Raw genomic sequence first — 13707 nt, 5'->3', positions numbered from 1 at the left:
ACTGATTGCGGTCGGCTTACAGGCCCATGTCCTTGGCGATGATCGACTTCATGATCTCGCTGGTGCCGCCGTAGATGCGGTTGACGCGATTGTCCGCGTACAGGCGGGCGATCGGGTACTCGTTCATGTAGCCGTAGCCGCCGTGCAGCTGGAGGCAGCGGTCGATGACGCGGTGGGCGACCTCGGTGCAGAACAGCTTCGCGGAGGCGGCCTCGGCGGGCGTGAGCTCACCGGCGTCCAGGGCCTCGGTCGCGCGGTCGGCGACGGCCTCGGCCGCGTCCACCTCGGCCTGGCAGGCGGCCAGCTCGAACTTGGTGTTCTGGAAGTGCGCGACCGGCTTGCCGAAGACCGTGCGCTCCTGCACGTACTGCTTGGCGAACCGGACGGCTGCCTTGGCCTGGGCGTAGGCGCCGAAGGCGATGCCCCAGCGCTCGGAGGCCAGGTTGTGGCCGAGGTAGTAGAAGCCCTTGTTCTCCTCGCCGAGGAGGTCCTCGACGGGCACCTTGACGTCGACGAACGCCAGCTCGGCGGTGTCGGAGGTCTTCAGGCCGAGCTTGTCGAGCTTGCGGCCGACCGAGTAGCCCTCGGACTTGGTGTCGACGGCGAAGAGGGAGATGCCGTGGCGGCGGTCCTCGGCCGTCGGGGCGGAGGTGCGGGCGCAGACGATCACACGGTCGGCGTGCACGCCGCCGGTGATGAAGGTCTTGGCGCCGTTGAGGACGTAGTGCGTGCCGTCCTCGCTCAGCTTGGCGGTGGACTTCATGCCCGCGAGGTCGGAACCGGTGCCCGGTTCCGTCATCGCGATGGCCCACATCTCCTCGCCGGAGACGAACTTCGGCAGGAACCGCTTCTTCTGCTCGTCGGTGGCGAGCATCTTGATGTAGGGCAGGGCGAGCAGCACGTGCACGCCGGAGCCGCCGAACTGGACACCGGCGCGAGCGGTCTCCTCGTACAGCACGGCCTCGAACTTGTGGCTCTCCAGGCCCGCGCCGCCGAACTCCTCGGGCACGTTGATGCCGAAGATGCCCAGCTCACCGAGCTTGTAGTAGAAGTCGCGGGGCGCCTGGCCCGCCGCGAACCACTCGTCGTACACCGGTACGACCTCGGCCTCGATGAAGGCGCGGATGGTCTCCCGGAACGCCTCGTGATCCTCGTTGAACACCGTACGGCGCACGCCGCCACCTCCAGGGACCTCGGTATGTCTAAGCGCTTGCTCAGACTAAGATACCGGCGAGTATCAACCACCGTCCAGGGTGGGGGCGGGGTAACGCTCGTCACGCCGCGGGATGAAAACAGGCTCCCACGGCGTTGGTGCCTTCCGGCAGACCAGGACGACCGGAGGGCAACCGCGTGACACCGCAACGGGGATGGGCACGACGACTGTGGGCCTACGCATGGCGCCACCCGAAGGACGTCGTACTCGCCCTCGGCTCCTCGCTGGGCGGCATGGCCGTCATGGCGCTCGTCCCGCTGATCACGAAGGTGATCATCGACGACGTCATCAGCGACCACACCCGCTCGATGACCACCTGGGCCGGCCTCCTCGTCGCCGCCGCACTCGTCGTCTACGTCCTCACCTACATCCGCCGCTATTACGGCGGCCGCCTCGCCCTCGACGTCCAGCACGACCTGCGGACGGAGATGTACGGGACCATCACCCGGCTCGACGGCCGCCGCCAGGACGAGCTGTCCACCGGCCAGGTCGTCGGGCGGGCCACCAGCGACCTCCAGCTCATCCAGGGCCTGCTGTTCATGCTCCCGATGACCATCGGGAACGTCCTGCTGTTCCTGATCTCCCTGGGGATCATGGCGTCGCTGTCGCTGCCGCTCACCGTCGTCGCCCTGGCCGTCGCCCCCGCCCTGTGGTGGATCGCCAAGCGCAGCCGCACAAGGCTGCACCCCTCCACCTGGTACGCCCAGGCCCAGGCCGCCGCCGTGGCCGGCGTGGTCGACGGCTCCGTCAGCGGTGTCCGCGTGGTGAAGGGCTTCGGGCAGGAGGACCAGGAGACCGGCAAGCTCAGGGACGTCAGCCGCAGGCTCTTCGCCGGGCGGCTGCGCACCATCCGCCTGAACTCCGTCTACACCCCGGCCCTCCAGGCCGTCCCCGCCCTCGGCCAGGTCGCGATGCTGGCGCTCGGCGGCTGGCTCGCGGTCGGCGGGCACATCACGCTCGGCACGTTCGTCGCCTTCTCGACCTACCTCGCCCAGCTCGTCGGCCCGGTCCGCATGCTCGCCATGGTGCTCACCGTCGGCCAGCAGGCCCGCGCGGGCACCGAGCGCGTCCTGGAGCTGATCGACACCGAGCCGTCTCTCCAGGACGGCCGCAAGGACCTGCCCGCCGACGCCCCCGCGACCGTCGAGTTCGACGACGTCTCCTTCGGCTACGACGAAGACCGCCCCGTCCTCGACGGGCTCTCCTTCGAGATCCGCCCCGGCGAGACCCTCGCCGTCGTCGGCTCCTCCGGCTCCGGCAAGTCCACGGTCTCCCTGCTGCTGCCGCGCTTCTACGACGTCACACGCGGTGCCGTCCTCGTCGGCGGCCACGACGTGCGCGAACTGACCCTGGAATCACTCCGGGCCGCGATCGGGCTGGTCCCGGAGGACTCCTTCCTCTTCTCCGACACGGTCCGCAACAACATCGCCTACGGCCGCCCGGACGCCACCCAGGAGCAGATCGAGCAGGCCGCCCGCGCCGCCCAGGCGGACCGGTTCATCAGCGAGCTGCCCGACGGCTACGAGACCACCGTCGGCGAGCACGGCCTCACCCTCTCCGGCGGCCAGCGCCAGCGGGTCGCCCTCGCCCGCGCCATCCTCAGCGACCCGCGCCTGCTGGTCCTGGACGACGCCACCTCCGCCGTGGACGCCCGGGTCGAGCACGAGATCCACGAGGCCCTGAAGGAGGTCATGCGGGGCCGCACGACCCTGCTGATCGCCCACCGCCGCTCCACCCTGAACCTCGCCGACCGCATCGCCGTCCTGGACGGCGGCCGCCTCGCCGACATCGGCACCCACGACGAACTCCAGCGGCGCTCCGCCCTCTACCGGCGCCTGCTCACCGACCCCGATGAGCTGGGCGCGGTCTCCCCGGGCCACACCCAGCCGGCCTCCCCCCAGGAGGACACCTCCGTCCGGGACGAGCTGGACGCCGAGTTCGACGCCGAGCGCGGGGTCACCCCGCGGCTGTGGACCGGCGACCGCGAGCGCAAGGACCTCGCCCTCGCCGAAAGCCCCGCCACCCCCGAGCTCCTCGCCCAGGTGGAGGCGCTGCCCCCGGCCACCGACATCCCCGACGTCGACGAGAAGCAGGCCGTCCAGCCGGAGCAGTCCTACGGCCTGCGCCGGCTGCTGCGCGGCTTCGGACTGCCGCTGCTGGTCAGCCTCGGTCTGGTCGCCGTCGACGCGGGCATGGGCCTGCTGCTGCCGATCATGATCCGGCACGGCATCGACTCGGGCGTCACCCAGGCCGCGCTCGGCGCCGTGTGGGCGGCGTCGCTGCTCGCGCTGCTGACGGTGGCCGTGCAGTGGGCGGCCCAGGTCGGCGAGATCCGGATGACGGGACGTACCGGCGAGAGGGTGCTGTACTCGCTCCGGCTGAAGATCTTCTCCCAGCTCCAGCGACTCGGGCTCGACTACTACGAGCGGGAGCTGACCGGCCGGATCATGACCCGGATGACGACCGACGTCGACGCGCTGTCGACGTTCCTCCAGACGGGCCTGGTCACCGCCTTCGTCTCGGTCGTCACCTTCTTCGGCATCATGGTCGCCCTGCTGGTCATCGACGTGGAGCTCGCGCTGGTCGTCTTCGCGACGCTGCCGCCGCTGATCATCGCCACGTTCTTCTTCCGCCGGGCGAGCGTGAAGGCGTACGAACTGGCCCGTGAACGCGTGTCGGTGGTCAACGCCGACCTCCAGGAGTCGGTGTCCGGGCTGCGGATCGTGCAGGCCTTCCGGCGCGAGCGGGACGGCGGGCGGCGCTTCGCCGGGCACAGCGAGAGCTACCGCCAGGCGCGCATCCGGGGCCAGTGGCTGATCTCCGTGTACTTCCCCTTCGTGCAGTTCCTGTCGTCGGTGGCGGCCGCGGCCGTGCTGATCGTGGGCGGCGCGCGGGTCGACAACGGGACACTGGCGATCGGCTCGCTCGTGGCGTACCTGCTCTACATCGACCTGTTCTTCGCGCCCGTGCAGCAGCTCTCCCAGGTCTTCGACGGCTACCAGCAGGCGTCCGTCTCGCTGGGCCGCATCCAGGAGCTGCTCCAGGAGCCGACGTCGACGAAGTCCGCCGACGAACCCCGCGAAGTGCTGTCCCTGCGCGGCGACATCGCCTTCGAGGACGTGCACTTCGCCTATGGCGACGACGAAGAAGCCCTCGGCGGCGTCGACCTGCGCATCCCCGCCGGGCAGACCGTCGCGTTCGTCGGCGAGACCGGCGCGGGCAAGTCGACCCTCGTCAAGCTCGTGGCCCGCTTCTACGACCCGACCGGCGGCCGGGTCACCGTCGACGGCACCGACCTGCGCGCCCTCGACCTCACCTCGTACCGGCACCGTCTGGGGGTCGTCCCACAGGAGGCGTACCTCTTCCAGGGCACCGTCCGCGACGCCATCGCCTACGGCCGCCCCGACGCCACCGACGCCGAGGTCGAGGCGGCGGCCCGGGCGGTCGGCGCGCACGAGATGATCGCCACGCTCGAGGGCGGCTACCTCCACGAGGTCGCCGAACGCGGTCGCAACCTCTCCGCCGGGCAGCGGCAGCTCATCGCCCTGGCCCGCGCCGAGCTTGTCGACCCGGACGTCCTGCTGCTCGACGAGGCGACGGCCGCCCTCGACCTGGCCACCGAGGCCCAGGTCAACCAGGCCACCGACCGTCTGGCGGGCCGCCGCACCACCCTCGTCGTCGCCCACCGCCTCACCACCGCCGCCCGCGCCGACCGGGTCGTCCTCATGGACCACGGCCGGGTCGCCGAGGACGGCACGCACGAGGAGCTGCTCGCGCGGGGCGGGCGGTACGCCGAGCTGTGGCGGACGTTCATCGGTGCCGCGGAGCCGGAGGAGCCGGTCGGCGCGTCCCGGTGAGGCCCGCGCGACCGGCGTTTTCGTAACGCTCGTGCAACCGTCCGACATACGTCGTGCGTCCGTACACCTGTACGTCGATGGTCGCGCACGACGCGGTACGGGAGGACGACAGTGGACAGTGGAGCGATACGCCGGCGGCTCGCGCTCGGCCTGGCCGTGCTGACCGCCTCCGGCCTGCTCGCCGTGGCGGCGCCGGGCGAGGCGCAGGCCGCCGCCTCCGCCCACTGTCCCGGCCGCAAGGTCCGCACCCTGCCGTTCTCCACCGGAACCGTGCTCGTCTACAAACGCGGCGGCTACGTCTGCGCCGTGACCCTCACCAAGAAGCCCGGCGTGAAGCGGAAGATGTCGGTCAGCGTGCAGGCACGCGGCAACCGCCCGGTCGTCGACGAAGGCCGGTACTCCTACCACGCCGGCCCGGTGATGGTGCACGCCGGGCGCCGCTGCGTATGGCTGAAGGGCAGGGTGGGGCAGGGCTCGGTCAGCTCCGGCTGGATCCTGTGCTGACGCCCGGCGCATAGAGGGTTTTCCCCATGTCCCCTGGTGCTGGCGGGAGTTGGTCCGCTAGCTTCCGGCGCACATCTGTCTCACAGGGGAGTGCGCATGCGCAAGGCGCTCAGATGGCTGCTGGCGCTCACGGTGCTCATAGGCACACTGGGCACGGCGGGAGCGGCCACCGCCGCCGACGCCACCGGCACCGACGGCACCACCGACATCAAGGAAAGGCTGCTCTCCATACCGGGCATGAGCCTGGTCGAGGAGAAGCCGTACACCGGCTACCGCTTCTTCGTCCTGAACTACACGCAGCCGGTCGACCACCGGAAGCCGTCGAAGGGCACGTTCCAGCAGCGCATCACCGTGCTGCACAAGGATGTCGCGCGCCCGACGGTCTTCTTCACCGGCGGCTACAACGTCTCCACGACGCCCCGCCGCAGCGAGCCGACCCAGATCGTGGACGGCAACCAGGTCTCCCTGGAGTACCGCTTCTTCACTCCGTCCCGGCCCTCCCCGGCCGACTGGTCCAAGCTGGACATCTGGCAGGCGGCCAGCGACCAGCACCGCGTCTTCAAGGCGCTGAAGGGCATCTACGGCAAGAAGTGGATCTCCACGGGCGGCTCGAAGGGCGGCATGACCGCCACCTACTACGAGCGCTTCTACCCGCGTGACATGGACGGCGTGGTCGCCTACGTCGCCCCCAACGACGTGGTGAACAAGGAGGACTCCGCCTACGACCGCTTCTTCGCGGGCGTGGGCACCAAGGAGTGCCGTGACCGGCTGAACGGCGTGCAGCGCGAGGCACTGGTGCGCCGCGAGCCACTGGAGAAGAAGTACGCCGCCTACGCGCAGGACAACGGCCTCACCTTCAACACCATCGGCAGCCTGGACAAGGCCTTCGAGGCGACCGTCCTCGACTACGTGTGGGGCTTCTGGCAGTACAGCCTGCTGAAGGACTGCGACCAGATCCCGGCCGACGCGAAGAACGCCACCGACGACGAGATCTGGAACTCCGTCGACACGATCTCCGGCTTCTCCGCCTACGCCGACCAGGGCCTGACGACCTACACGCCGTACTACTACCAGGCCGGCACGCAGCTCGGCGCGCCGACCATCCGCTTCCCGCACATCGAGAAGCAGTACATCCGCTACGGCTACCAGCCGCCCCGGAACTTCGTCCCGCGCGACATCCCCATGCGGTTCCAGCCGCAGGCGATGCGGGACGTCGACACCTGGGTCCGGCACAACGCCCGCCACATGCTCTTCGTCAACGGCCAGAACGACCCGTGGAGCGCGGAGCCGTTCCGCCTCGGCAAGGGCGCGAAGGACTCCTACGTCTTCACCGCCCCCGGCATGAACCACGGCGCCAACGTCGCGGGCCTCGTGCCCGAGCAGAAGGCGCTCGCCACCGCCCGCATCCTCGACTGGGCCGGTGTCGCCACCAGCGCGGTGCAGGCCGACCCGCAGGCGGCGAAGCCGCTGGCGAAGTTCGACGCCAAGCTCGACAAGCGGGACGTACAGCGTGAGATGACGCTGCGTCCGTAGCCGCCCGCTGCCGGTACTCGACCGCCTCTCGGCCACTGGGAACGGGAGGCGGTTCGCGTGTCCGGCATCCAGTCCTCGGCCGCGTCGTCACGTGGGAGGTCGGCTTCGGCAGCGAGGTTCGCCCATGATCGCACCGCCCGCTTTCCACAGCACCGAACCGGCCGACCAGGACCGACTACGATGCCTTCCAGGGCACCGAGCAAGGTGCATGAAGTTCCGCGAGGAAGCAGATCGCCGCCGACTTCGGCCTTGGCCCGGACGGGAACATGATCGGCGCCCAGGCGGTGACCGCCTGATGACCCCACCGGCACACCACCTCACACCGCCGACCCCCTGCGCCTGCTGCCCTGGCCCTCCCCGGACGGCAAGCCGTGTTACCTGTCCACGGACGACAGCGGCGGCTACCTCTCCCGCCTCGCCGACGACATGGAAGCCGTACAGCTCGCCACCGCGACTGACGTGCTCGGCCTCGCCCGCGCCCGCAAGGTGCTGGACGATCCGACCTCGCCGTACACCGAGGTCCGCTATGCCGGACTCCGGCTCGCCGAGTGCCTGACCGACGTCCTCAGCGTCGCCGAGTCCCGCGGGGCTCGCCTGCCTGTACCGGAAACAGGGGAGACCACGGACGCCGAGGACACCGAAGGCACCAAGGGCACTGGGGATTCCGGAGACCCAGGACGCGGCCCGGTCAGCGCCCCGCCCGCTTCCAGGCGTTGAGGAACTCCTTGTGCGGAAACCGCTGGAAGGACTGAGCCCTCACGAGCCCGAACTGCTTGCCCAGGGGCCGTGCTCCGAACCACAGATTGCCGGCGGCGGGCCGCTTCCGCCGCCTCCCCGGCCACCGGCCGTGTCAGGCCGCCTGTATACCGGCGAGCTTCTTCGCGGCCGTGATGCGCTTGGGGTCTTCGATGATCTGGGTCCCGGCCCCCTTGCCAGGGGTGACGCTCCACTGCCTGAGGGTCTCCGCGACCTGGGCGAGTTTCGCCGAACCCGGCGGGACGTCGATGAAGAAGACCGATTCCTTGGGCGACTCCGTGTCGCCACCCCACCTGACGACACCCTGGAGCTCGGCGAGGATGTCCCGGATCGCCGTGACCTGGTGGGGGAAGAAGTTGCCCTTAACTCCGAGCGGGTAATTGTCCGGGTACAGCGCCAGCGCGGTGCCCGACAGGTGGTTGGACTCGAAGTCCGCCTCCACCCGCCGGTCCCCGCTGTACCCGATGACCTGTCCGCGGCTCGCTTCGAGCCGGGTGACGTCGTAGTGGAAGCGTTGCGCCACATAGGCCAGGACGGTCCCCACATCCCCTTCCCGCAGAACGACCCGGAGGTCCGTTCCCGGTATGTCGTAGGGGGCGGTGCCCGACGAGCTCGCGGTGAGGACATCCCAGCCGTTCGCCGATCTGGGCCGCTTCCACGAGGCGTCGGCGGCCTGGGCGGTGCCGGGAGCGAGAAGGACCTCCCCCGCGGCGAGCAAGGTGGCTCCGGCGGCGACACCGGTGATTCCTCTGATCAGGGTGCGGCGCGAGAAATCGGTGTTCATGAGATCACTCCAGAAGTTTTTCTGACTCGCTTGCGCAGGTACACGGAAGTGCCGGCCGAGACGAGGGCGGCACCCGCCAGCAGGCACACGAAGACGGTGACCGACGCCGAGACGTACTCCACGGTCGACCCGTCGGAGTACACGCAGGCGTTTCGAAGAGGCCAGTACCGCTGTTCGATGGCCGCCAAGTCGGCGCCGGCGTCGTTCCGGCTCGTGCACAGTTCGGGGAAAGGCCCACCCGTGGTGACTGAGAACCAGCCGTAGCAGTACACCGCCACCGCCGAGGAGGCCAGGATCAGGGCGACGAGCGCGTAGACCCTGGGCACGGGCAGCGGCGGGTGGCTCAGCAGGATGAGGACCACCACGATGCCCACCACCGCGGTGACCAGACTCGCAGCCAGCAACGCGCCCATCAGGAACATGTGAAACCTACTTCTTCTCTGCTTCCTGCGCGGCGAGGAACTTCGCCCGGCGCGCCACCTGCTGGTCGATGAGCCGCTGCAGCGTCTCGGCGAAACCCGTGTAGAACTCGCTCATCACGGAGTCTGACTCGTTCCACGGTTCCTTGCCCACCGGGCAGTTCCTGTGGATGAGGAGAGTACGGGTGGAGGACAGCAGCGTGTCGTCTATCTGGTCCTCCAGGAACGCCTTCGCCGTCCCCCGGATGTTGCTCGTGACGCCGCCGAACCGGTAGAGCTTGAAGTCGCTGAAGCGCGTCAGATGGCCCGTTCCGATCAGGATCCTCCTCAGCTCCTGGACGATGTTCGTGTTGCCGTTCTTCAGGCGCTCGGCGATCAGGAACCCGTCGATGTCCTCGATGAGGTCGCCCAGCGCGAACGTCGACGCGACATCGGGCCTGCACAGCGTCTTGCGGCAGAAGTCCAGGGGCGACGCGTTGTCCGAGCGGCTCCATTCACCGTAGAACGTGAGCAGGTCTCCGCCCCAGCTCGCCAGTTCGGCGCGGTTCGCCTTTCCCACCCCGGCGTTGCCCTTGAGGAAGTAACCACTGGCGCTCGCCGCGAGGTGGTCCGGATTGATGAGGGCGCCCATGGACGGGTCGGTGTATGCGTGCTTCCTCGCCTGGTCGAGCCCCCGGCCGGTGGCGTAGCTGATGAAGGCGTCGTCGACCTCGCCGAACAGCGTTCTCCACCGGGTGTCGGTGTACTTGTCCCAGCGCATGAACTGCAACGAGAGCTCGTTCGGATCACCCTTGCCGTAGGAGACCGCGGCGTCATACACCCTTTGCGCGTAGGCGATGAACTCGTCGACCGACGAACCGTCCGGATCGTTGACCGATTCCTGCCCGAAGTCGGCGCCGGGGCGGTGCGCCACCGCGTCCAGCCCGAAGCTGTCCGAACCGTTGGGGAAGGTGAACTCCTTGATCTGGTTGAACGCCCAGTTCTGCGGCAACGGGAAGCCGAGGTTTCCGGAGAACCCGTAGGACATGCCAGAGACGTACGCGTAAGGGACGTAGGTGGCCCCGGAGACGCTGGCGCACACGTTCCGCGAGCCGTAGACACCGGCGATGTACTTGCTTCCGTTGCTCTTGAGCGCGTCGTTCACCCCGGCGAAGTAATCGATGATCAGGTCCATGTCCGCCGAGGTGGCGTCGTAGTCGACCGCGAAGTAGATGACCGTGCCCCTGTTGAACCCGTACCCGGCGGCGCGGCCGTGGGCCAGGCTGCCGTGCAGGTAGCCGTTGCTGTATTTGAAGTCCGCGAGACTGCGTGCGTCGTACTGCCAGATGGGGATGACATTCAGTCCGGCGGAGAAGATGGCTTCCAGCTCACCGGGCTGGATCTCCTTGTTCAGTGTGCTCCCGGGCGGCTCGTCCAGGTAGCGGCCGACGGCGCGGTATCCCTCCCGGTAGAGGGCTTCCGCCCGCTGGGGGGTGATGGTGAACCGGGTGTCGCAGGCGTTGACCTTCCGGTCGGGGTTCCCGTAGGAGACGAGTAACTGCGCCCAGGTGTCGAAGTCGGCCTTGCCGGTCACGCCGATCGCGGAAAAGCTCTGGAACTTCCTGACCCAGTCGGTGAGGTCCGCGTCGAACTTGTTGCCGAAGGTGGCGATGTCACCACTCGTGTTGGACGGGCCGTTCGCCACGCACGCACCGGTGAAGAGCTGGACCCACGTGCCGCTGTCACCTTCCGAGAGGGTGTGGGCCTTCAGGCCGGCCACGGTGCCGGGACCGAAGACACCGGTGGCCTGGTCCTCGGGGATGCCCGATTCGTACTGGATGGCTTTCATCAGCGCCTGCTGGACGTCCCGGGAAAAGAAGCCGTCGCACGGACCGATGTAGAAGGTCGACTTCTCGAAGTAGCGGCCGTTGAGCCACTGCTGCATGAAGCGGATCTGCTCCAGTCCGCCGGACAGGAATATGTAGGCGTCCATGGTCAGCAGAGCCTTGAACACCTTGGGGCGGACCGTGCCGTTGAGGTAAGTTGCCGAAAGCCCCATGTCCCGCATCATCGTGTTGATGCCAGCCTGGGTCGCCTGGGACATCTCCCCATCGATGGCGCCCGCGCTGTAGCCCTTGCAGTACATCCCGCACTGGATGATCTTGACGATGTTCTTGTTGGACTCGCCGACCTTGATGGCGCCCTTGGCTTGCAGTCTCGATAACGTCGTCGGGCCGAAAGCGTTGGACAGCGCTGTAATGCCGAGTTCGTACTGCAGCGCACGGGTCAGTGAATACATGGTGTTCCAGCCGGTCTTGCCGTTTTCCGTGACGGGGTTGTAGCCGGAAACGTTCTTGTAGGTTGAATTGACCCACTTCTGAGCCTGAAGTACTATTTCATCAGCCATTATGGCAGGCAACCTTTCGTTCGTAAATCGCTGAGTGTTCGTCCGGACGAGACGGACGCCTCCCCGACCTCACAAGAAGGGACCGGAGAGGAGTAAGCGTGATGGGAGACACCTCAGTTGAGCGTTCCGGCGCTGCGGTGACTTGCCGACCGGAACCTTGCCGCCGACACCCTCCCCGCAGGAACACACGCGGCCACAGCGGCCATTGCCCTGACGGACCGGGCCGACGCACTGGGTGCGGGTGCCGAGATCGCCGGCGACGCTCAGACCACCGCCCGCTCATCGCGGACGGCACGTCGTCGGGACGCGGTCGCTCCTGGAGACCGTACGGGCGTGCGCGACGACCGTTCGCACGGATACTTGGGAGGAAGTCCTGGACGTGGCGCGATCTGCTCGACGGCAGCCGCTGACCTCCTGTAGGGCGGTCACAAGGCCGGGTCTCGCCTGCGAGGACGAGACCCGGCCCAGCTATGTCGAGGTCATAGCGACAGGTAGGCCGTCAGCTTTCGTCCGGTGTGCGGGTGACGCGGGTGATGGTGATGGTGGGGTCGGAGGGTACCGGCTTACCAGGGTCTGTGGCGGTCAACTCGGTGGGCCTGCTTGTGCCGGGGTAGAGGGGAGTGCCGTCCGTTCCGACGTGCAGAACGGCCTCAAAGGCTTGCGGGCCGGTGATTTTCACCTCAGCCGTATAGGCTGCGCGGTCGCGACCGGTGTTGGTGATGGTGACGGGGACGGTCAGGCCCGTGCGGGTTCGGATGGTTCGGTAGACGGTGACGTCACCGCGGGAGACCAGAGGGTTCTCGAAATCCGGTTTCGCGGGATCAAAGGGTTCACCTGAAACCGGCACGCCGCTGGGTGCGGCAGCAGCCCGCTTGCGGGCCTCGTCCTCCTGCGCCGCAGCATCCTCTCCCTCGGGGCCGACGGAGGCCCTTGGTGGGGCAGAAACAGAGCCTGGTCTCTGGACCGGGGTTGCAGAAGCCGCTGGCCGGGACACCTGCCCTTCACCCTTGGTCCGTACGTCGCTTGAGTCCCCACACGCTGTGAGCACCGTCAGCAACCCTGCCGCGCACAGCAGCGTGATCCCGTGACTGTGTCGCAATGTCTTACGTCCTTTACGGGCAGCCATGTGTGCGTCAGTTGCAGTTGGTGACATTGTCAGCGACTCGGTTGATGAGATAAGTCGAGGAGCTCGATGACGCCTTCATCAGGGCCGTCACCGTGCCACAACCTCCAGGCTTCTGCCATACGGGACCGGCGTACTGACTGAAGGTGCCCTGGTCGACATCGCACGGTGTATTCGTGTAGTTGTCGCAGAGCTGCAGCTTCATCCACTTGGAAGTTCCCGTGTTGTTGTCGAACACGGAGCAGGTGTTCTGACTGCTGCCGGCGCCGTTGCCGCCGTAGACCCACAGCGTACCCAGGCGGCTCGCGTCGGTGGGCAGACGTAGAGCAAGAGTGATGGTGTCGTATTCCGCCCCGCAGAGGTTGGCCATGGTTGCCACCTCCTTGGGATGGGCCTTGACGAAAGCAGCGGACTCCGCGTCGACGCCAGGCCCGATGTTGATGTCGCTCGCCGCGTGTGATGAGGCCATGAAAGGGCTAGCGGTCAAGAGTGCCACGGCCATCAGGAATGCGGTGGTCGTCCGCCGTAACGAACCCGGCACCGTATTCATGAAATCCCCCTGAAGTAATCCCGGACTACTTATGCAGCCCTTCATACACACCTGAAACAGCTTTGATCAAGCCTTCCTCGTGGCAGGTGGTCCGCTTGAGCAGATACTGGACATGAGGAGTTCCTCACAGGGGTTGCAGCATGTCAAAAATGCCGGAATCACACCTTTATGGGGTGGGAAGGTTCTCGCCAGACAGGCGAAAGCCCGCCTTTCTGGCGATGAGCTGAAACTGCCGCAGAGGATCACCTGGCCTCGAACTGAGGACCGAGGGACGCAACGGCTGACTGGCGAGCGCCTTGGGATGGCCTGATTCCACTGGGCGCTTCTCGGGGACATCATGGCCTTGAAGGTGACCCCCAGCAGGGCGTTGGCGCGTTCGGCAGCGGCATGGAAGCCCGGGAGCACGGCCTCGAAAGCCCTGTCGGACTCGGCGAGTTCGCTCCCCTTGGGCTTCTTGACCGAGTGGCGCAAGCTTTCTGCGGCGTTCTCGTAGCCGCGGCCAGGGTGGAGATGCCCAAAGGGCAGCCGGCCGGTTCAGGGCGCCGCCCAGGCAGTGGGCGCGAGCACAGGTGGTGTCGTGCT

10 protein-coding genes are annotated in these 13707 nt (G+C 67.7%); 4 read left to right on the top strand and 6 right to left on the bottom strand.

Going from position 1 to position 13707, the window contains the following annotated elements:
* Positions 1 to 16: 16 nt before the first annotated feature.
* Positions 17 to 1174, bottom strand: a complete 1158-nt coding sequence (locus CP976_RS16080) for an acyl-CoA dehydrogenase family protein (RefSeq protein WP_030838107.1) — start codon at positions 1172 to 1174, stop codon at positions 17 to 19.
* A 176-nt stretch (positions 1175 to 1350) separates the two neighbouring features.
* Here CP976_RS16080 and CP976_RS16075 point away from each other — a divergent pair, with 176 nt between their 5' ends.
* The 4 genes from CP976_RS16075 (at position 1351) to CP976_RS16060 (ending at position 7824) form a co-directional block, all read left to right on the top strand.
* On the top strand, positions 1351 to 5070 hold the full coding sequence (locus tag CP976_RS16075; protein ID WP_150480991.1) for an ABC transporter ATP-binding protein: 3720 nt from the start codon (positions 1351 to 1353) through the stop codon (positions 5068 to 5070).
* 111 nt (positions 5071 to 5181) lie between these two features.
* Entirely contained in the window at positions 5182 to 5574 is a 393-nt protein-coding gene (locus CP976_RS16070) for a hypothetical protein (RefSeq protein WP_150480990.1), read from the top strand.
* Between the two features lie 96 nt (positions 5575 to 5670).
* On the top strand, positions 5671 to 7107 hold the full coding sequence (locus CP976_RS16065; protein ID WP_150480989.1) for a S28 family serine protease: 1437 nt from the start codon (positions 5671 to 5673) through the stop codon (positions 7105 to 7107).
* 426 nt (positions 7108 to 7533) lie between these two features.
* Positions 7534 to 7824, top strand: a complete 291-nt coding sequence (locus CP976_RS16060; RefSeq protein ID WP_308429982.1) for a hypothetical protein — start codon at positions 7534 to 7536, stop codon at positions 7822 to 7824.
* 133 nt (positions 7825 to 7957) lie between these two features.
* Here CP976_RS16060 and CP976_RS16055 read toward each other — a convergent pair whose 3' ends face one another.
* The 5 genes from CP976_RS16055 to CP976_RS16035 all read right to left on the bottom strand — a co-directional run bounded on the left by CP976_RS16055 (position 7958) and on the right by CP976_RS16035 (position 13125).
* Positions 7958 to 8647, bottom strand: coding sequence for a hypothetical protein (locus tag CP976_RS16055; RefSeq protein WP_150480988.1), 690 nt, complete (start codon positions 8645 to 8647; stop codon positions 7958 to 7960).
* On the bottom strand, positions 8644 to 9069 hold the full coding sequence (locus CP976_RS16050) for a hypothetical protein (RefSeq protein ID WP_150480987.1): 426 nt from the start codon (positions 9067 to 9069) through the stop codon (positions 8644 to 8646). The genes CP976_RS16055 and CP976_RS16050 overlap by 4 nt, the downstream gene beginning before the upstream one ends.
* A 7-nt stretch (positions 9070 to 9076) precedes the next feature.
* The gene (locus CP976_RS16045) at positions 9077 to 11452 is read right to left on the bottom strand and encodes a glycoside hydrolase domain-containing protein (protein ID WP_150480986.1); all 2376 of its coding nucleotides are present in this window, start codon (positions 11450 to 11452) and stop codon (positions 9077 to 9079) included.
* A gap of 499 nt (positions 11453 to 11951) precedes the next feature.
* Entirely contained in the window at positions 11952 to 12299 is a 348-nt protein-coding gene (locus tag CP976_RS16040) for a hypothetical protein (RefSeq protein ID WP_150480985.1), read from the bottom strand.
* A 286-nt stretch (positions 12300 to 12585) separates the two neighbouring features.
* Entirely contained in the window at positions 12586 to 13125 is a 540-nt protein-coding gene (locus tag CP976_RS16035; protein ID WP_150480984.1) for a hypothetical protein, read from the bottom strand.
* Positions 13126 to 13707: the final 582 nt, after the last annotated feature.

Source organism: Streptomyces coeruleorubidus (genome assembly GCF_008705135.1).
Classification (GTDB): Bacteria; Actinomycetota; Actinomycetes; order Streptomycetales; family Streptomycetaceae; genus Streptomyces; species Streptomyces coeruleofuscus.
Note: the sequence above shows the minus strand (reverse complement) of the source record. Positions and strands in the feature narration are given on the sequence as shown.

What these genes read in the sequence shown, in the direction of transcription:
- CP976_RS16065 (WP_150480989.1), top strand. Translation starts at nt 5,671, where the DNA reads ATGCGCAAGGCGCTCAGATGGCTGCTGGCGCTCACGGTGCTCATAGGC.
- CP976_RS16060 (WP_308429982.1), top strand. Translation starts at nt 7,534, where the DNA reads ATGGAAGCCGTACAGCTCGCCACCGCGACTGACGTGCTCGGCCTCGCC.
- CP976_RS16055 (WP_150480988.1), bottom strand. Translation starts at nt 8,647, where the DNA reads ATGAACACCGATTTCTCGCGCCGCACCCTGATCAGAGGAATCACCGGT.
- CP976_RS16050 (WP_150480987.1), bottom strand. Translation starts at nt 9,069, where the DNA reads ATGTTCCTGATGGGCGCGTTGCTGGCTGCGAGTCTGGTCACCGCGGTG.
- CP976_RS16045 (WP_150480986.1), bottom strand. Translation starts at nt 11,452, where the DNA reads ATGGCTGATGAAATAGTACTTCAGGCTCAGAAGTGGGTCAATTCAACC.
- CP976_RS16035 (WP_150480984.1), bottom strand. Translation starts at nt 13,125, where the DNA reads ATGAATACGGTGCCGGGTTCGTTACGGCGGACGACCACCGCATTCCTG.